Origin of the sequence: Stenotrophomonas sp. GD03654 (assembly GCF_029845105.1) — a bacterium.
GTDB lineage: Bacteria > Pseudomonadota > Gammaproteobacteria > Xanthomonadales > Xanthomonadaceae > Stenotrophomonas > Stenotrophomonas africana.
On the sequence record NZ_JAOCLC010000022.1, the window covers coordinates 15,685 to 34,278 of the forward strand.

The 18,594-nt window shown below is 62.6% G+C and carries 18 protein-coding genes; 13 read left to right on the forward strand and 5 right to left on the reverse strand.

The window, feature by feature from the left end:
* The 3 genes from N5J73_RS10240 to N5J73_RS10250 all read right to left on the reverse strand — a co-directional run bounded on the left by N5J73_RS10240 (window position 1) and on the right by N5J73_RS10250 (window position 3,907).
* Window positions 1-2,139, reverse strand: coding sequence for an AAA family ATPase (locus N5J73_RS10240; protein WP_004883041.1), 2,139 nt, complete (start codon window positions 2,137-2,139; stop codon window positions 1-3).
* 105 nt (window positions 2,140-2,244) lie between these two features.
* Window positions 2,245-3,654 (reverse strand): Shedu immune nuclease family protein, encoded by a 1,410-nt coding sequence (locus tag N5J73_RS10245; protein WP_004883043.1) that lies wholly within the window; start codon window positions 3,652-3,654, stop codon window positions 2,245-2,247.
* Window positions 3,655-3,715: 61 nt separating this feature from the next.
* Window positions 3,716-3,907, reverse strand: a complete 192-nt coding sequence (locus N5J73_RS10250) for a type II toxin-antitoxin system RelB/DinJ family antitoxin (protein WP_004883046.1) — start codon at window positions 3,905-3,907, stop codon at window positions 3,716-3,718.
* Between the two features lie 679 nt (window positions 3,908-4,586).
* On the opposite strand from N5J73_RS10250, the gene N5J73_RS10255 reads away from it, so the two are divergent.
* The 4 genes from N5J73_RS10255 (at window position 4,587) to N5J73_RS10270 (ending at window position 8,995) form a co-directional block, all read left to right on the forward strand.
* Window positions 4,587-5,417 (forward strand): DUF932 domain-containing protein, encoded by an 831-nt coding sequence (locus tag N5J73_RS10255; RefSeq protein ID WP_004883049.1) that lies wholly within the window; start codon window positions 4,587-4,589, stop codon window positions 5,415-5,417.
* A gap of 80 nt (window positions 5,418-5,497) precedes the next feature.
* Entirely contained in the window at window positions 5,498-7,564 is a 2,067-nt protein-coding gene (locus N5J73_RS10260) for a ParB/RepB/Spo0J family partition protein (protein WP_004883050.1), read from the forward strand.
* An 810-nt stretch (window positions 7,565-8,374) separates the two neighbouring features.
* Window positions 8,375-8,689, forward strand: coding sequence for a DUF736 domain-containing protein (locus N5J73_RS10265; protein WP_004883051.1), 315 nt, complete (start codon window positions 8,375-8,377; stop codon window positions 8,687-8,689).
* Between the two features lie 87 nt (window positions 8,690-8,776).
* Entirely contained in the window at window positions 8,777-8,995 is a 219-nt protein-coding gene (locus tag N5J73_RS10270) for a hypothetical protein (protein WP_103790875.1), read from the forward strand.
* On the opposite strand, the gene N5J73_RS10275 is transcribed toward N5J73_RS10270, so the two are convergent.
* Window positions 8,992-9,285 carry a helix-turn-helix transcriptional regulator gene (locus N5J73_RS10275; RefSeq protein WP_064717570.1) on the reverse strand — a complete coding sequence of 98 codons (294 nt, stop codon included), beginning with the start codon at window positions 9,283-9,285 and terminating at the stop codon, window positions 8,992-8,994. The genes N5J73_RS10270 and N5J73_RS10275 overlap by 4 nt on opposite strands.
* Window positions 9,286-9,604: 319 nt before the next feature.
* Between N5J73_RS10275 and N5J73_RS10280 the strand changes: the two genes are divergently transcribed.
* The 9 genes from N5J73_RS10280 (at window position 9,605) to N5J73_RS10320 (ending at window position 17,065) form a co-directional block, all read left to right on the forward strand.
* The gene (locus N5J73_RS10280; RefSeq protein WP_028699139.1) at window positions 9,605-9,955 is read left to right on the forward strand and encodes a DUF2958 domain-containing protein; all 351 of its coding nucleotides are present in this window, start codon (window positions 9,605-9,607) and stop codon (window positions 9,953-9,955) included.
* Between the two features lie 343 nt (window positions 9,956-10,298).
* A complete protein-coding gene (locus N5J73_RS10285) occupies window positions 10,299-11,066 on the forward strand; it encodes a DUF2285 domain-containing protein (RefSeq protein WP_004883055.1) in 768 nt (255 codons plus the stop codon).
* Between the two features lie 112 nt (window positions 11,067-11,178).
* Window positions 11,179-11,463, forward strand: coding sequence for a helix-turn-helix domain-containing protein (locus tag N5J73_RS10290; protein ID WP_004883058.1), 285 nt, complete (start codon window positions 11,179-11,181; stop codon window positions 11,461-11,463).
* A 26-nt stretch (window positions 11,464-11,489) separates the two neighbouring features.
* A complete protein-coding gene (locus N5J73_RS10295) occupies window positions 11,490-12,332 on the forward strand; it encodes a replication initiator protein A (RefSeq protein WP_004883059.1) in 843 nt (280 codons plus the stop codon).
* Between the two features lie 265 nt (window positions 12,333-12,597).
* Window positions 12,598-13,236, forward strand: coding sequence for a ParA family partition ATPase (parA, locus tag N5J73_RS10300; RefSeq protein ID WP_004883061.1), 639 nt, complete (start codon window positions 12,598-12,600; stop codon window positions 13,234-13,236).
* The gene (locus N5J73_RS10305; RefSeq protein ID WP_004883063.1) at window positions 13,233-13,508 is read left to right on the forward strand and encodes a hypothetical protein; all 276 of its coding nucleotides are present in this window, start codon (window positions 13,233-13,235) and stop codon (window positions 13,506-13,508) included. Before parA ends, N5J73_RS10305 begins: the two co-directional genes overlap by 4 nt.
* Complete coding sequence (locus N5J73_RS10310) at window positions 13,505-14,050, forward strand: DUF2840 domain-containing protein (RefSeq protein WP_004883064.1); 546 nt, start codon at window positions 13,505-13,507, stop codon at window positions 14,048-14,050. Before N5J73_RS10305 ends, N5J73_RS10310 begins: the two co-directional genes overlap by 4 nt.
* On the forward strand, window positions 14,047-14,646 hold the full coding sequence (locus N5J73_RS10315; protein WP_004883067.1) for a S26 family signal peptidase: 600 nt from the start codon (window positions 14,047-14,049) through the stop codon (window positions 14,644-14,646). Before N5J73_RS10310 ends, N5J73_RS10315 begins: the two co-directional genes overlap by 4 nt.
* Before the next feature lie 436 nt (window positions 14,647-15,082).
* Complete coding sequence (locus N5J73_RS10320; protein ID WP_004883068.1) at window positions 15,083-17,065, forward strand: relaxase/mobilization nuclease and DUF3363 domain-containing protein; 1,983 nt, start codon at window positions 15,083-15,085, stop codon at window positions 17,063-17,065.
* Here N5J73_RS10320 and N5J73_RS10325 read toward each other — a convergent pair.
* Window positions 17,058-18,512 carry a patatin-like phospholipase family protein gene (locus tag N5J73_RS10325; protein WP_196636953.1) on the reverse strand — a complete coding sequence of 485 codons (1,455 nt, stop codon included), beginning with the start codon at window positions 18,510-18,512 and terminating at the stop codon, window positions 17,058-17,060. The genes N5J73_RS10320 and N5J73_RS10325 overlap by 8 nt on opposite strands.
* Window positions 18,513-18,594 lie beyond the last annotated feature (82 nt).

The following is an 18,594-nucleotide window of genomic DNA, read 5'->3' on the forward strand; positions in this document are numbered from 1 at the left end:
TCAGAACACCGCGAGTACATCGTTGATGCGATCATCTGGGAACGTGGCAAGCATCTCGTTTCGGATGCCGACGAAGTCGATGTCTCCATTTCGGAAGGCCAGCAGCTTGGCCCTAAAGTCGTCGAATACGGCAGACGCAGTGAAGATATCTTCTGCATCGATGTAGTTCACGCGGTAGCTCAGCACGTTAAACCAGACTTCCTTAGTGACCACCGGATGCGCAAAAGCGATGGCGTCCAAGATGTACTTCGGAATGGCGGTCTGCGGATCGATCTTCTTTCCCAGCAAGATGGCAAACCATCCCTTGCCGTAGTTGTCCGCCATGGTCAATGCGCGCTGACCGAACAACGCGATGTCCGCTGATTCGAGCTCCGCCTTGGCCGTCGCGATGGTTGGTGCATCCTTGTAGACATCAGGAAGGATGCCGACCACCTTACGCGCATTGCCGGCGGCAATGAAGTCGACCTCGAAGGTATGGGGGGCAAAGAATGGAGAAACCCACCCGTTATCTTTGAAGGTGTCTTCCAATAACGCTTTCCTGGCGACCCCTTTTTCCTGGGATGCCTGATACTTGCCCTTGCGCCGGAGCAGCCCTTCGGAGTCTCCCGCCGCCGGCGTTGTGTCAATGATGGACTTGTCAAGGTCGGTGACGATGCTGCACCGCTTCCGGATTCGGGCATCATCGAAAAGAACCGCGACGTTCTGAAATCCAGTGCTGCGGATATTAATTAAACTGATGCCGAGTTCATCAAGGCTGACGCCTAGCACGTTCTTGATCAGGATCGGAACGAGAATTTCTTCTGCATCGCCCTCCACTAAGAGGACGCTCTTGGCAAACAACAAGTTGCTACGGACAGCATCCAGGTAGCGTTGAATGTTGCCGATCTCTTCTGGGTTTAGGCCAATTGCAGGCTGGTATGCCTCGCAACGATCACCTTCTCTGCCGAGGATGTTCACGTTCTGAACATTGCTGACCTCAGAGATGTGCGTCGAATGGGTCGAATAAATGATCTGTGTGTCGTCGTATTTGAGCTTGTCGAACAGTGTTTTCTGGATATGTGTGTGAATGTGAGCTTCCGGCTCTTCGATAAGCAGAAAGTTGGCGATCGACTGTTTAGCCTTTTGATACTTGAATTCAAGCAGTTTCAACGTGAGGAATATCAGGTTTGCTCCACCAAGGCTCAGCTCGTGGATCGGTCCTTCGTGGCTCTCCCCCGATTCGCCAACGAACAGCTTGAGCGACTGGAACAACTTGTCAGCTTCGTCTGGCAGATCCGACTTGATAGAAAGAGAAGACGGCGAATACGCCTCACCCGCCGCATCCTTGATGGTGTCTCTGATATCCGTCCGGACGACCTGCACGTCTGGCAACGCTTCGATGGAGTCATTCAATGCCTTTACCCCGTCGGTGATAGCCTGGAACGCCACGGGGTCGATATCGCCGCTCTTGCCCTTCAGAAGCGAAAAGAGCGGATTTGTCCGGTTGTTGTGAAATTCGGAGACGACGTCCCGTAGCGCCTGGACGAAAGTGAACGAAATTTCTTTGGAGACGGACAGCACGTTCGGAATCTTCGCGCCGATAACACGAAATTCAACCTCTTCATTGAATCGAACATTCGCGAAGTCGCCGACCACATCCTTATAGAAGGCCTCGTCGTTGAAGTCGGCTTCACTCCGACCTGTGAAAATCGTTTCATAGTCGTCGATGGTGACCGGGTTCAGGATAGCGTCGAGGCCTGCCTGATCACCATCGTTCAATTGAGAAAGTCGCAGCCTGATTTCCTTCTTCGGACGAAAGATCAGGTTGTAAGTGGCCTTGCCGTTCGCCTCTTCCTCAATTACGCCCGTCCCATGTCGGAAGAGCGCCTGCACTGATTCATCCGCAGAGATTTCCTCAAACTCAAGACTGATGATGATCCAATGTCCCTGCCAGCGCCCTAGGCCGCGATGAAAGTCGGTATGCTCCAGCCGGTAGGCAGAGCGAATCATGTTGTCATCAAGCAGCAATCTGATTGCGCGAAAGAGATTGGTTTTGCCAGATCCATTTTCGCCGATGACAGTGTTGATACCCTTCTGGAACAGCAGCTTCGTGTTGGGAAAGTTCCGGTAGTTGACCAGGCTGAGCTTGGATATATGCATTTGATTCAATCTTGTTGTTGAAATCCACATGCCGATCGGCCGATGGATTGGTTGAACACTGCAGCCATTGATCCCAACTACGGAATGGCCAACTGTCAGTTGGTTTTAGAACGGCACCGTGTCTAAGGTAGGAATCGGTTGGAGCGCATTTTTAATCTCGGTTAGCCTTGCAAGTAGTTCATCGAAAGTCACGATCACGATCTCTGCGAACGCATTTCGAACGAGCTCGAATGACTTTCTTTGCTGATGCTCTTGTGGCGTCATGCCAGCGACAACTATGCAGCGAACCGCATAGCTGTGGAGGTCGTATCGGTTCATGTTATTTTTTATGACGGGTAGTTCACTCTGCAATTTGAAACGCTGATCTAGAATTTGAGCAATCGCTCCACCCAATTCTGTCGATGGGCCAAAAACATCATCTCCACGATAGGGAGATTTTCCTAGCAGTTCGGTTTGCGGCTTTTTTATCTCAATGAGGCCAAGATTGCCCGTGGAAGCGGATGCGTATAGAAAATCTGAAAATTTTCCGCCGGACCCGTTAAGTCGCTTGCCACCTGCATAAGCTTGCCCCTGAACCAGCATGGCTGGAACGGCAAATGCAAGACTAAGTATGAAAGGATTTTCCAGAAAGAAGCTTTGCCACTTGCTTTCCGTCAGTCCTTTTCCAAGCATTTCCTGGTATCGCTCAATCAGTTGATTCAGTGTGATGAGCTCAATATCATTCTTTAATGCCAGCAGCGAGCGCGGCTCAGATTCCGCCAGTGCTTCTATATTGTCTTGAACCATGCGAACAGCGGCGCGCCGATCACGCTTGGAAAGCGTCACATGCTGCCGCCCACCATCGGTCATTTCCGTTAGTGCATCAGGTCTTACGCTCTTCTTTAGAGCGGGAAATTGTGCTGAATCGGCAGCATGTAATAAGGTCTGGTAGACATGAAATTGCTTGTCCTTGCGCGCGTCTCTCTGGTGGCGAGAGGCTATGCGATTTAATTCTTTTCTTAATTCATGAAATCTTCTTATTCCGAGAATAAAGAATGGCGAATCAATTTTCGCGTCATTTCCTTTGTGGACAATGAGTATGCTTACGTTTTCTAAGCTGGCGGCTGTTTCGCAAATTTGCCGATATTCCCACAGAAGCCCCAAACCGAATCGAAAATCTTTGGCAAACCCATCCGGCAACTGCTCAAGAAGCCCAACGACATCGTCAGTAGTCTCTGGCAGTATGTAGGGCTCGATAACAGGCCGAGCGACGACGATGCGTTCAAGGGTGCCGTATTTAGGTTGCAGGTAATCGTCGCGATCTTCTCGAATATTAAGAGGCCAAATGGTCAATCTGTCTGGACACACATTGAGCAGTCTCGCTATTGGCGAATCCGGCTTGCGCTCCGCTGCGGGAATATCAGTGAAGAAAACGTTAATGCCTTCCTCTTCCGGTTCGGCTGCTTCAATGACAAGGAAGGGGCCGCCGTCCAAACGCTCACGTTGATTGAATGCTGAAGGTCTGATAGATGCCATGAACTATTCTTGATCCCTACTGTTCAGAGAAACGATTTGCGGGCCTTGCCTCAGCGCAACCTTATGGTGCCTTCCGATCAGAATCGGACGACACACGATTGATGTCAAAGGGGAGTGCCTTATCTGCCGCGATTCGGGTCAGCAGCATCCGAATCGCATCCGAAATTGATAACCCCATTTCAGCCAGAACAACAGTTGCGGCTTCTTTAATCTGCCCGTCAATCCGGGCACGAACGACGTCGTTACTTGCCATTGTTGCGCTCACAATAGATGTAGCTACATTGTGGCTCATAAGTACTATTGCGTCACTTACATTTTGTTGTGAACAGTAGAGCATCCCGGCGTGCCGCCGTCGGGCTCGCGGGCGTTGCCCCGCGCCTCGTGCCGAGTCGCGGCCATGCGGCTTTGATCCCTGATGCCTCCGGCCGTCTCTTCGCTCCTGGCCTGCGCGCGGCGCTTGCCCTCCAGGGGATCGGCTGGACAGCCCATCCCCGCCGCGCCTTGCTTGGCGCCCCTCGCATGCACCGAACAGGTTGCACCTGATCGACCAACAGCCATCCAGCTAGGCGTGCCGCTGGCACGCAGGGGCGCTCGCCGCGCGGCGTTGGTTTCAGCGCACCCCCTGGCCCATTGGCCGCTGTTCGTCTTTCCCCAAGTTCATCGCTTTTTCCCGCGACCGTAGCCCGCGGTGCCTGGCCGTCAAGGCGCGCAGGGCCGAGTCCTCGCTGCGCTGCGGGCCGCACCAACCCTGCGCTTCTCCCTTGACGGCCAGTCCCTCGCTGGCCCGGTTTTTCGCGGGCGATGAACTCAGGAAAGACGGCGGCAAACAGGACCGGCCCAGGTCTCTGCGCCGAACCAACCGAAGCCACAACGGGCTCCGAATCTTGGAATCCGGTCAGCTTTGAAACCACAGCAACTCATTGGAGAAAACCATGCAACTCGCATCTCGATTCGCTTCCCATTCCCCGACGCTGCGCAGTGACTACCCGCTGTCCGACGACCAAATCCGCCGCGTAGCCCCGTCCATCTTCGCGGAGGCCCCGCACGATAGCCGCTCCGAACGGTACGCCTACATTCCCACCGCCGCCGTGCTGGCGGAACTGCGCAAGGAAGGGTTTGAACCCTTCATGGCAGCGCAAACCCGCGTGCGGCACGACGACCGCCGCGACTACACCAAACACATGATTCGCCTGCGCCATGCCAGTCAGATCAACGGCGCGGAAGCCAATGAAATCGTGCTGCTGAACTCGCACGACGGCACCAGCAGCTATCAGATGCTGGCCGGAATGTTCCGGTTCGTTTGCAGCAATGGCCTTGTGTGCGGCGATACCGTGGCCGATGTGCGCGTGCCGCACAAGGGCGACGTGGCCGGTTCTGTCATCGAAGGCGCTTTCGAGGTGTTGAGCGGCTTCGAACGCGTGAAGGAATCCCGCGACCTGATGCGCGCTATCACGCTGGACGAAGGCGAAGCCGAAGTGTTCGCCCGTTCCGCGCTGGCCCTCAAGTACGACCCCACCGATAACAAGCCCGCGCCCATCACGGAAAGCCAAATCCTGATGCCGCGCCGGTTCGACGACCGCCGCCCGGACTTGTGGAGCGTGTTCAACCGCACCCAAGAAAACCTGACCAAAGGCGGATTGCATGGCCGCAGCGCCAACGGACGCCGCCAGCAGACCCGCCCCGTGCAGGGCATTGATTCCGATGTGCGCCTCAATCGCGCCCTCTGGATGTTGGCCGATGGCCTGCGCCAGTTGAAGGCCTGATTCCCCACGCGGCAGGGGCAGGCAGCAGCCCTTGCCGCTTTCTTCGCTGCTGCATCCCTGAACCGATAGGAGTTATCACCATGAACGCCATTACCCAAACCGAAGCCCGCGCCCTCAACACCGCCGCCGCTATCCCGCTGGAAGCCGCCGACCCGACCAAGAACCTGATTTTGGTTCCGCTGTCGCGGCTGGTGTCGCGTCCTGCTGGCCGCAACGTGCGCAAGACCCCGCGCATGTCCATTCCCGAACTCGCCGCGAGCATTCAGCGTGTCGGCCTGCTGCAAAACCTCATCGTCATTGCCGCCGCCGATGGCGAGCATTACGAAGTCGTGGCCGGTGGCCGCAGGCTGGCCGCGTTGAAGCTGCTGGCGAAGAAGCGCCGCATCAGCAAGGAATGGGAAGTGCCTTGCCTGTTGGTGGCCGATGGCACCGCCCGCACGGCCAGCCTCACCGAGAACGTGCAGCGCGAAGCCATGCACCCCGCCGACCAGTTCGAGGCATTCGCCGCGCTGGTGGCCGAAGGCCGACCCATCGAGGACATAGCCGCCGATTTCAGCGTCACGCCGCTGGTGGTGCAGCGCCGCTTGAAGCTGGCGAACGTCTCGCCCCGGCTGCTGGCCGACTACCGCGCCGAAGCCGTGACGCTCGATCAGTTGATGGCCCTTGCCATCACCGACGACCACGCCGCGCAGGAAACCGCGTTCTACGACGCGCCGACGTGGCAGCGCAACCCTTCCCAATTGCGCGACCGCCTCACCGAGCGCGAGATTGACGCATACCGGCATCCGCTGGTGCGTTTCGTGGGGCTGGATACCTACGGAGCCGCAGGCGGTGGTGTGCGCCGTGACCTGTTCGCGGAAGGTGACGCGGGCGTGTATCTGACCGATGCCGCGCTGCTGGAACGGCTGGCGCAAGACAAGCTGGCAGGTATCGCCGCCGAGGTGAAGGACGAAGGCTGGGCGTGGGTGGATGCCACCCCCGCCGTGACCCATGCCGACCTGCACGCCTTCCAGCGTGCGCCGAGGGAGCGCCGCGAACCGAACAAGCGCGAAGCGCAGCGCATCGAGAAGCTGCAAACCAAGATGCACGAACTGGCCGCCGCCGTGGATGACGCGCTTGATACCGAGGACGAGGAAAAGGCCGATGCCTTGCAGGAAGAAGGCGAAGCCGTGGGCGAGCAGTTGCAGGCGCTGGAAGATGGCTTGCAGGACTACGGCACGACCGTGAAGGCCGCAGCCGGTGCCATCGTCACCATCGACCGCAACGGGCAGGCAGTGATTCATCGCGGGTTGATGCGCGAGGCCGAGGCCAAGGCGCTGCGCACACTGGAACGCCTGCGCCAAGGTTTCGGCAGCGAAAGCGAAGCCGGGAACGACGACGAAGGCGAGGACGACGAGCAGCCCAAGACCGCCGCCATGTCCGACAAGCTGGCGCAGCGGTTGAGCGCCCACCGCACCGCCGCGCTGCAAATCGAAGTCGCCCGGCATCCGCAAGTGGCGCTGGCCGCGCTGGTGCATGGCATGGTGCAGACCGTCTTGCAGGGCAGCCACTACGGCCACGACTTGCCGCTGGGCGTGAGCCTGAAAGCGCAAGACCGGCTGGAAGGCATCGCCCCGGATATACCGGATTCGCCCGCCGCCGTGGCGCTGCGCGAGTTGCAGCAGGTAGCAGGCGAAGGCTTGCCGGAGGACAGCGCCGAACTGTTCGCCGTGCTGCTAGCGAAGTCGCAAGATGAACTGGTGCGGCTGCTGGCGATATCCGTGGCCGTCACGGTGGACGTGGTGACACCCCGCGCCACGCCGCAGCAACCGGGCGCGGAACTGGCGCAGGCTGTCGGCTTGGACATGGCCGCATGGTGGAAGCCCACCAATGAGGGTTATTTCCGGCATGTGCCGAAGGCCGCGATTCTGGAAGCCGTGGAGCAGTACGCCCCGGCGCACGTCACCCGGCTGGCGAAGTTGAAGAAGGCCGACATTGCCAGCGAAGCCGAGCGGCTGGCCGATGGCACCGGCTGGATGCCTGCCATCTTCAAGGCCGAAGGCACCGACGACACCACGGCGCAGGATGCGCCGCAGGCGGTGACGAACGACGAGCCGGAAGCCATCGACAACGACGACGAGCAGCAGGCCCACGCACTCGCCGCCTGACCTTCACCACCACCGAGCGCCCCGGTTTCGGCCGGGGCGCTTCGCTGTTCCATCAGCATCGGCCCCAGGCCGTTCCGCCCTGGTGCCGATGGTCAAAAATCCGGGCGCGGCGGTGGCCGCGCCCGGTTTCCAAGCCCAAAGCCAGAACGCCCCTTCGCCGCCTTCGGGCGGACGGCGAAGGGGCGGCGCACAAGTGACCTTGTGCGCGGGAAACCCTCGAAGCCCATAAGTGCGTCGGCGCACAGCGCCGACGACATTCCGAACGCGCCCCACCGCAATGGACGGGCGTGTGGGGCTACGCCCCGGCTTGCTGCCGCAGGTTGCACGAAAGCGTGCCGTCCTCGACGCTGGCGGTTCGTCGCCTGTACGTCACGAAGGACGGTTCACCGACACGCCGCCCGGCCTTGCAATGGAGCTTCCACGCCACGCCTCACGCAAAGGGCCGCAAGCAGCGGTAGGAACGCTTTCACCTTGTCGCTGGGCATTGTCCTTGCCCGTGTCAGGGCGCAGGCCGGTGAAGCCGTCGCGCGGGGATGCCGAGTCGGCCATGCCTCCATTCGGGAGCGGGCGGCCAGTACGTCCTTGTGTTGTTGTGAATCCTGGCGGTGGCTGGGCTTCATGGCCGCAACCTTCCAGCGAAAACAATTCCCCCTGCGCTGCGCGCATTCCTCGCGGGACAAATTCTTTTCGCTTCCAGGTTCTCCACGGTGTTGCGACCGCTGCGCGGTGCGGCCAGCCCATCCCCCGCCGGACGGATCACAACAAGGACGCACTGGCGCGACCTTGTTCAACCCGAAAGGAGAAATCATCATGGCTAACATCGGCACCTTCACCGCAGAGAAAGACGGCTTCACCGGCCAGCTCCGCACCCTGACCCTCAACTTCAAGGTCAAGCTGGTTCCCAACGACAAGGGCGAGAACGAAAGCGCCCCGGACTTCCGCCTGCAAGCGGCCGGCCACGACTTCGGCGCGGCGTGGAAGAAAACCAGCGAGGCCGGGCGGGATTACCTGTCGGTGGCCATCGACGATCCTTCATTCCCGGCGACGGTCTATGCCCGCCTGATCGAAGGCGAGAATGACACGCACGACCTCATCTGGTCGCGCAGCAAGCCCAAGGCGGCCTGACGGCCGCCCACCGCGCCCCGCCCATTGCGGCGGGGCGCGGTGCTGCTGATCGCAGCATCGCACGCACAGGGTTTCGGCAGTTGCCCCATGTCCCGCATGTCCAAGGCCAGCATTGCATTGGTGATGGTCGAATGGCTCGAAGCCCGTGGCAGTAGGAACAGCATGGCGTGTCGGCGCATTGCGCCGCCGGGCTTTCGGGCTGCGCCCCATGCCGCCAATGGCGTCATGTCCATTCGGCTTCAATCCCTCACGCCTTCGCGCCTGGCGGCGCTGCGCGCTCCGCTTGCGGGCATTCAGACGCGCTAGGGCGCGTCGCGCTCTTTCAGCACGGCCTCGAACTCCTGGCGCACCCGCGCCAGCAGTTCGTCGGCCTTGTGCGTGTCGTCGCCGGCGTAGGCCAGCGTCAACAGCGTCAGCGGATGCACTTCCATGACCTCGCACAGCTCGGTCAGCTTGTGCAGGGTCGGACTTTTCAAGTCGCGCTCCAGCGTACTCATATAGGTGCGGCTGGACACGTCGGAGAACGCTTCCTGGCTCAAGCCTCGCGCCTTCCTGACTGTCCGTATTGCCGTTGCCAATGAGTGTTTCGCTGTCACTAACTTGGTTTCCCCATAAAAACCAAGATGACAGCCCATTGCGCCCTATAGGGCTACAATCTATAGTGTTCATTCATGGCTGAAAGGCCCGCTTTCGTGCTTTTACGGAAATCCGCAGATGCGGATTCCGACAGAACCGGGGAATCGCATCCGTGTCTTTCCGGCTTCCGACAATTCCGCTTCGGCGCTTCTGTTCTTCTACGGATGCGATGGCTTGCACATCGGTGCTTCCACACGAATGCACGGATGCGTTTCGGCAGTTCTGCGCTTCGGCACCAAAGCGCATTCGCGCATCGTCGGTTTCGTGGAGAAGCTGCCCATGACCCTGCCGCTTGTCACCGCTGATGAACGCGCCCGGCTGCTGGCCCACGGCGCGGCGCTCGCCGCTGGTCAGCGGCTCGACCCGCTGCCCGTGGTGCGCTTGTTCACCCCGGACGCGCATGTGACCTGGCTGCTGGTGTCGCTCGACCCGGCGGATGGCGACACGGCCTACGGCCTGATCGACCTCGGTATCGGTATGCCTGAGCTCGGGATGGTCAAGCTGTCCGACCTGGCGGGCATCGTCGGGCCGCGCAAGCTGCCGGTGCGGCGGGATCGGTATTTCCAGGCGGTGCGCCCGTTATCGGAGTACGTCCGGCTGGCGCAGGAGAACGGCGCGATCACGGACTGATGAAAACCAGCGCGGCCTAGCCAGCCGGGGCGCATCGTGACTATTTCAATCTTGATCAAGACCGTGCAGGTCTGAATCCGCATTCTTGCACCGAAGTGGTGCGATCCTGTTGAAAACAGTCCTGATCTTGGGCGCGGGCTGCGGCACGGTGTTCGGTGCTGCGCGTCATTTTCCTGAAGGCGTAGCCGTCGCATTCAGACGATTTCCGCAACACGCAGAGCCAAATGGTCTTGACACCGACAGTTACAGCCTAACCAATTTTGATGACGACCTGATGGCATTTCGATAGTTCCCGCATCGCGGAAATCGTGGCGACGCATCCCAAACAGAGGGAGGTTTCGCCATGACTGATCGCAGCGCCGAACACTGGTATCCGACAGCGGCCTATCTCTACGTTCTGCACCTTGACGGCCCTGCGCTGGCGTGGGAATACCTGCGCCGAAATCCCGACTACCGCCGCGACTGGCTGCGCCGCCGCCGCCGGCCGGACACGGCGCAGGCGTGGGGCCTGCGCCTGCTGGAAGACCCAGCCCTGGATGCGCGCGACGCGCATCCGGCCTGGTTTCCCGATCACGATGCCGTCGTGCAGGTTTACCCGGACGATGACCCGCCACCCGAAGCCCATGCCTTCGAGTTCTGGCGCGTCCCTGGCCGCAAGCAACTGATCCACGACGGCAAGCGCCTGGTGCTGGTGTCGCATTGGCCCGGCTGCTGCCTGCGGCTCGCGCTCGCGCCGGGCCTGGAAGACGGCATGGCCTACCTCTACGCCACCCGCGCCTGCGCCACGCCCTGCGCGCGCTATCGCACGCTCGCGTCCGAGCTGGACGCATTGGCCGTGGCCACGGTTGCCACGCCTGCGGCGGCGGCCCGTTCCAGGCCCACGACGGCCGCGGTGCTGGAACTGCACACCTTGCAGACGCTCGACGCGACCCTGGCGGGCGCGTCATTGCGCGAAGTGGCCGAAGGGCTGTTCGGCGCCGATGCCGTCGCCGCCGACTGGCACAAGGACAGCGCCTTACGTGCCCGCGTGCGGCGGCTGGTACGTCGTGGCGATGCGCTGATGCGTGGCGGCTATCGCCGCCTGGCACAGCTTCCGCCGCCGTTGCAGTAGGGGGGGACGTTTCGCGTCCCCCGTAGATCGTCCCTTAGCAAGCAGCCTCGCTTTCTTGAAAGTGCCTCTAACCGGCCGCGTGGTGTGGCCGGGCTTGATGGAGGTACATCCCATGCGACCCGCTCCCTTGCGGCCTGCCGCCGCTGCTGTCGCTGCGCCTGCGCAGCCCCAACGCTACCTGACCAACGACGAAGCCGCCGAGTACCTGCGCCTGTCGCCACGCACGCTGGAGAAACAGCGCGTGATCGGCGGCGGCCCGAAGTTCCGCAAGTTCGGCCGCCGCGTCATGTACGCGGTGTCCGACCTCGATGCCTGGGCCGACCAGCGCAGCTACGAGGCGACTTCCGACCCGGAATATGCCGAACGCCACGCGGGCGATTACCGTGATGGCCGCTGATCGCTGGCGCGTGGGTGGCCGTCGCCATGTCCAGCCCGCCAGGGCAAGCCTTGCAGCGCGAACAGCTCGACCTGTTCCGCGCGCTGCCGGGCGACATGGCACCCCGCGACAGCCAGGACTTGATGGCCTTTCCGTTCTTCTCGCTGGCGAAGTCGCGGCGTACCGCGCCGATCGACTTCCGCGCCGGCGGCATCACCATCCGCGTGGAGGGTACGCAGGAGCACGGCATCGCAACGATATGGGATGCCGACCTGCTGATTTGGGCCGCCTCGCAGATCGTGGAGGCGCGCGACGCGGGCTTGCGCCCGTCGCGCTGGATACGCGCCACTCCCTACGAGATCCTGCGCTTCATCGGGCGCGGCACGTCTCTCAACGACTACCTGCGCCTGAAAGCCGCGCTCGACCGGCTGCAATCGACCACGGTGGCCACGTCCATCCGCGAAACCACGGGAAGGCGATTGCATCGCTTCTCGTGGATCAACGAGTGGAAGGAACTGGCCGATGCCAGCGGCGTGCCGCTGGGCATCGAACTGATCCTGCCGGACTGGTTCTATGCGGGCGTGCTCGATGCCGCCTTGGTGCTGACCATCGACCCAGCCTATTTCCGCTTGAAGGGCGGGATCGAGCGCTGGCTGTACCGCCTGGTGCGCAAGCACGGCGGCAAGCAGCCGGGCGGCTGGCAATTCGACTTCCGGCACCTGCACCGCAAGTCGGGCAGCGCTGCGCGCTTCTCCGACTTCGCTTACGACCTGCGCGTCCTGGTGGCGCGGCAGTCGCTGCCCGGCTACGTCCTGGGCATCGAGCGAATGCCGGACGACGGACAAGAACTGCTGACCTTCCGGCCCGTGCTGCACACGGCACGGGGATAACTCGTGGAAAAGGTGTGGACGGCCTCGTGCTATCAGGAGTACCGGGTATCGTGCTATCGGGAGTACGCCTATCGTGCTATCAGGAGTACGAAAACGCCGGAAAGCCAATAACGGCGCGGGTTTGCGGCCCCTCTAACTTCCCTAACAAGAAATACATAACTTTTAGTAGAAGCGCGCCGTTTCGGTGGACAACCGAGAAACGGCACGGCGAACAGCGTTTTGCACGGCAGGTAAAGCCCGGCTTTCCAGCAGGGAGGGCCGCGCCATGATCCTCGCTCTGCTCAACCAGAAAGGCGGTGTCGGCAAGACCACGCTCGCCACGCACATCGCGGGCGAACTGGCGATGCGCGGCCAGCATGTCGTCCTGCTCGATGCCGACCCGCAGGGTTCATCCCTGGACTGGACGCAGCGCAGAAGCCAGCAAGGCTTGCCACGGCTGTTCAGCGCCGTGGGCCTCGCACGCGAAACGCTGCATCAGGAAGCGCCAGAACTCGCCAGGCGGGCCGATCACGTCATCATCGACGGGCCGCCGCGCATCGCCGCCTTGGCGCGCTCCGCGCTGCTGGCGGCCGAGCGCGTGCTGATCCCGGTGCAGCCCAGCCCCTACGACCTCTGGGCCAGCTCGGAAATGGTTTCGCTGATCCGCGAGGCGCAGGTGTTCCGGCCGCTGCTCCGCGCGGCCTTCGTCATCAACCGGCGCGTCAGCACCACCATCATCGGGCGCGAGGCGCGGCAATCGCTCGCCGAACAGCCGCTGCCCGCGCTGCGCTCGGAGGTGCATCAGCGCATCGTCTTCGCCGACAGCGTGGCCGCTGGCCGGCTCGCACGCGAGACAGCGCCCGACAGTGCCGCCGCCCGCGAAATCACCGCCCTGGTGGACGAACTGCTGCGGTGGCCGACATGACAGCGCAGCAGCCACCCAACAGCAAACGCACGGGCAAGCGCGTCGGCATCGGCGCACGTCCGCCCGCGAATCCGCACGCCGAGGCGTGGATTCGTCAGGGCGATGCCGACGCGCTGGGCAAAGGCGACCTCTACACGGCCCGCCTCACGCTCGACATCACGCCCGCCATGCGGGCGCGCATCAAGGTGTCGGCCTTCACGCAAGGCGTGACCGTGGCCGACCTGCTGCGCGGCCTGCTGGAGCGGGAGTTTCCGCCGGAGAACACACCATGAACGCATTCGCTTGGCCTGCCGCGAACGCGGCACCGGCTGCGCCGCTGCCTGCGCTTTCGGCACTCGCCGGACAGGCCGGCAATGTGCCGCTGACGCGCGTTTCGCTGGCCTACCTCGAACATCGCTTCAAGCTCTACCTGCGCTTCGGCGAACCGGCGCGCACGCTTCAGCTCGACCGCTGGCGGCGCTGCGCGGTGTTCCTGCCGGGCGCGATGCTCTGCCGCATCCGCTGGCAGGCCAACGACTACGGCACGATCCGCTGGCAACTCATGGTGATGCAGGCTTGCACACCGCTGGACGCGGCGCAGCGCATCCCCGGTGTTCAGCCGGGCGCGCGCTTGCTCCTACACACCGAAGGCGATGCCAACGTGCGCGCCGTGCTGGAGCGCATCGACGGCATCGAGGCGCTGGGCATCGCTGCCATCGACGTGTCGCCGGCGTACTGGCGCACGCTGGGCAACCGTCTTGCGGCTCGCCTTGCGCTGCCCGAATACACCACCGAGCGGCATACCGCCTGGCTGGCCGGGAAGGTGCTGCCATGACCGCCCCGACCACCACACCCAACGCGCCCGACGTGGCGCCGCGTCCTCGCTCACGCCTGCGCGCTCGCATCGTGCTGGCGACACTGGCCGCCATCGGCTTCGCTGCGCTGGCCTGGGCGGCTTTCGTGTCGCCGCTGCCGCGTCTGACCTACAACCCGTCCGACAGCGTGGCGGTCGGCTGGTATCGCATTGACCCGTTCGACCCGCGCACCGCCTCGCTGCCACGTCCGTTGTCCGTGGACAGCATCGTGCTGGTGCCGCTTCCGGCCACGGCTGCCGCGCTCGCTGCGCAGCGCGGCTACCTGCCGACGCGCGTTCCGCTGCTCAAACGTGTGGGCGCGGTCGCGCCGCAACACGTCTGCATCGTCGCCGGTCAGGTACGCATCGACGGCGTGCCTTCGGCCGCCGTACTGCCCGCCGACCGGCTGGGCCGGGCGCTGCCGTCCTTGCAGCTTTGCCGCCGCCTTGAACCGGGCGAACTGCTCCTGTTGAGCGTGACGAATCCAGCATCGTTCGACAGCCGCTATTTCGGCCCGGTCAGCGCATCCGCCGTGATCGGCGTTGCGCATCCGGTGTGGCCGGAGATACGCCCATGATGGCCGCCGATTCGCTGCGCTCTGACGTGCCATCGGGCATGTCGTTCTGCTGGCTGCTTCAGTGTCGCTGCGCCTGTCGTGCCGGTGCATTCGCACCGCACGTCGCGCAGCATCCGGCGCAGCCGTCCAACGTTCAGGCGTCTTGCCTCGAACGCGCCCGGCCTGCGGCCATTGGCGCTTTCGCCGGCGCGCTGTCTGTTCACGCAGCAGCGCCGCCGGGCCGCCGTTGCCTGGAGCGACAGCGAAGGGCAAAGGCGGAAGGCAAGACAAAAGGACGCGGCACCTGGCCGCGTCGAAAGCCAGTCAGCACATGGGGGGAACGCGGCACGGAGCGGCTTCGCCACCGTGCCGCGTTTGGCGCGAGGGTCGCGCCAATGCTGGCATGTCCGCGTGCTTCGCACGACAGGACACGCCCAAGCTTGCGGGGAGCGCAGCCATGACCGACAGCCGCGACGACGACTTTCGCGTGCGCCCCAGCGCCCCGAAGAACCGGGGCAAGGGCCAGGGGCAGAGCTTCGTTTCCAAGGTGCTCAAGCAGGCCGGCAAAGCCAGCAGCGGCAAGTCGGCAGTACGCCGTCCTGGCGCGGCTGGCACCGGCCAGCGGCCCGGCTCTCGGCTCGGACGTGGCCACACGGCGGCGCGCTTCGCCGGGGCGAAGCTAATGCCCATGTCGCGGCGCGTGACCATCAAGACCTTGCTGGTCAATCACCAGCGGGCCAGCCCGCAATCGCTCGCCAAGCACCTGCGCTACATCGAGCGCGACGGCGCGGGTCGCGATGGCGAACCGGGCCGGGGCTACGGGCCACAGGCCGACGAAGCCGATCTGGACGCCTTCAAGGAACGCTGCGCCGACGACCGGCACCATTTCCGCTTCATCGTCTCGCCCGAGGACGGGGCCGAGCTGGACGACCTGCGCACCTACACCCGGCATCTGGTGAGCCGCATGGAAGCCGACCTGGGCACGCGGCTGGATTGGGTGGCGGTGGATCACTGGAACACCGACAACCCGCACACCCACCTGATCGTGCGCGGGCGCGACGACACCGGCAAAGACCTCATCATCGCGGGTGACTACATCGCCCACGGCTTCCGCCATCGCGCCGCCGAGCTGGCGACCGAGTGGCTGGGGCCGCGCACCGAACTGGAGATTCAGCAGACCTTGAGGCGCGAGGTGGAACAGGAGCGGTGGACGAGCCTGGATCGCACCTTGCAGCGCGAGACCGGCGAGGATGGCCGGGTGCATGTCGAACGGCTCAACGAGCCGAGGTTGCAACGCCAGCGCCTGCTGCTGATCGGCCGCCTGCAACGCTTGCAGCGCCTGGGCCTAGCCGACGAGGTGCAGCCCGGCACCTGGGCCATTCATGCCGATGCCGAGAAGACCTTGCGTGCCCTGGGTGAGCGTGGCGACATCATCCGAACGATGCAGCGGGCCATGAGCGGCCAGCCGCGTGAGCTGGCGGTGTTCGAGCCGGGCGACGATGGTCGCAGCCTCATCGGCCGCGTGGCCGCGAAGGGGCTTGCCGATGAGTTGCACGACCGAGGCTATCTGATCATCGACGGCACGGACGGTAAGGCCCACTACGTTGCACTGAACGCCCGCGACGAACTGGCGAACTATCCCACGGGCGCTGTGGTAGAGGTGAAGGGTTCGACTGAGGTGCGCACGGCCGACAAGAACATCGCCTCGCTGGCGAGCGATGGCCTGTACCGCACCGATCATCACCTGGTAATCGAGCAGGGCCGGGCTACGCCCGGACGCGACCCGCAGGAAGTCGTCGCCGCTCATGTCCGGCGGCTGGAAGCCCTGCGCCGGGCTTGCATCGTGGAGCGCGTGGCCGAAGGGCTATGGAAGGTACCGGACGACCTGGCCGAGCGTGGCCGCCAATACGACGCGCAACGGCTGGGCGATGTAGCCGTAGAGCTGAAATCACACCTTCCTATTGAACGGCAGGCCCGCGTCATCGGCGCGACTTGGCTTGACCAGCAACTGATCGGCGGTGGCCGTGGGCTGGGCAACTTGGGCTTTGGCGGTGATACCAAGCAGGCCATACAGCAGCGAGCCGATTTCCTCGAAGAACAGGGGCTGGCACAGCGCCGCGGGCAGCGCGTCATCCTCGCGCGCAACCTGCTGGGCACGCTACGCAATCGGGAACTAGTGCAGGCCGCGAAAGACATTGCGGCGGAAACCGGCCTAGAGCATCGCCCGGTGGCCGACGGGCAGCGCGTAGCCGGTATCTACCGGCGTTCCATTATGCTCGCCAGCGGGCGCTACGCGATGCTCGATGACGGCATGGGGTTCAGCCTTGTGCCGTGGCGGCCGGTAATTGAGCCGCGACTGGGACAACAGCTTGCCGCAAAGGTTATCGGCGGAAGTGCCTCTTGGGAACTTGGACGAAAGCCCAGTATCGGTATCAGTTAGATATCAAGGGAAGCTGAGTACCAGGCGCAGTCTGCTTGGCTGCTGTGATTCTTCTTAGAGATTCAATCAATGCCATAAACTCCTTGGATTGCCTCAGTGCTTCGCCTCCCGCAGTTTGCAGGTCCAAGACATCCGTAGCCTCGATCGTGAAGGCTGTGGGCACGCGCAGCAGCGAATGCCGGATCTTGTCGTCCGGCACGTCGTTCAGACTTACGCTTACTACGTAGATTTCTGCGTCGGCCGCAAAGGGGCTGTCCGCTTGGCCACGGGTGCGGACAATCTCGGAACGCCAGTGTTGCAGGTCGTCGTTAAGCATGGCCAGCGTCACCTGGGTCTCGCGAGCGCCGGCACCGAAGATCAGCGACTCAAGTACTTGCGTCGTGCTGGGAACTCGGTCGCTACTGTCCACTCTCTCGCTCAGTCCTCGTTCGGAGTTCACCGTCACCAACACGAGTCGGCGCAAGCTTCCGGGCTTGACCTCCGAGAAATTGGCGCTCATTGAGCCCGAAGCTACTAGCCGGTCTAGCATCAGACGTACGCCGAGGTTGTCGGAGACACCACCGTCCACGAGGTGGATATAGGGCCGATCGTGCGCATTGAGGTAGCTGTCTATGCCGCTTTGCAGGATGCGTGATCTGTAATTTTGCCCTCTGACAGGCAAAGATCGGAGAGGCGGCGGACAGGTATTGGCGTTGTTTCGCACCGTTACGGGCGACAGCACCAGCGGTACTGCCGACGAGGCCGCCACCGCGAAAGACAGCGGCGTTGCATCGAGGTCGGAACAGATTAGCCGGAATTGCTCGGTGGTGAAATCGAAAGGGGCACCGGTCGTGAGGTCGGTTGCCGTGATCATCAGTTCGGGCGCGCCCGGTCGTCGGCGCACGTCACCAAAGGTGCGGCCTTCAAAAAGTTCGTCCAAGCGTTGAGCCAGGATCTGGCTGCGCCCAAACCAAGGTGAAGTTAGTCTATAAAGACGCTCAGGCCACAGAGCTTCACGTATGAGTCGCCCCTCAAAAGGCACAAGCAGAAAATCCGGCTCGAAACGAGTCAGCGTGGCATCGCCGAAGGCCGCGAAGTGCGCGGCAAGGATGCTGCCCCCCGACACTCCGCTGACCAGGAACACCTGATCCAACAGAGTGGTCTCCTGGCCCTCTAGCGCGAAGCGTGTGGCCTTGAGTTCGCGCAGCACGCCCAGGCCGAAGGCCGCCGCCCGAGCGCCCCCGCCTGACAGTGTCACCGCTACAACCACCGGTTGGTTGACCTCCGACGGCCTGATGCGTTGGTCGTTCTCGGCGAGAGACATTAAGGCGGCGTCGGAAAGTGTCGGGTTGATCCAAGGACGGTAAGTGGAACACCCTGTCAGAACTACCGTTGCCAGCACACCGGCCAAACTCCATCGTGTGAATTTACACACCTCCAGGCGCTTTACCTCTGCAAGCAGCACCACGCAGCGTTTCGAATAGACAAGAACGAGAAACGCCGGCAATTTTGCGACGAAGCAGAGCCACTCCAGAATGCTGCAGACGTTA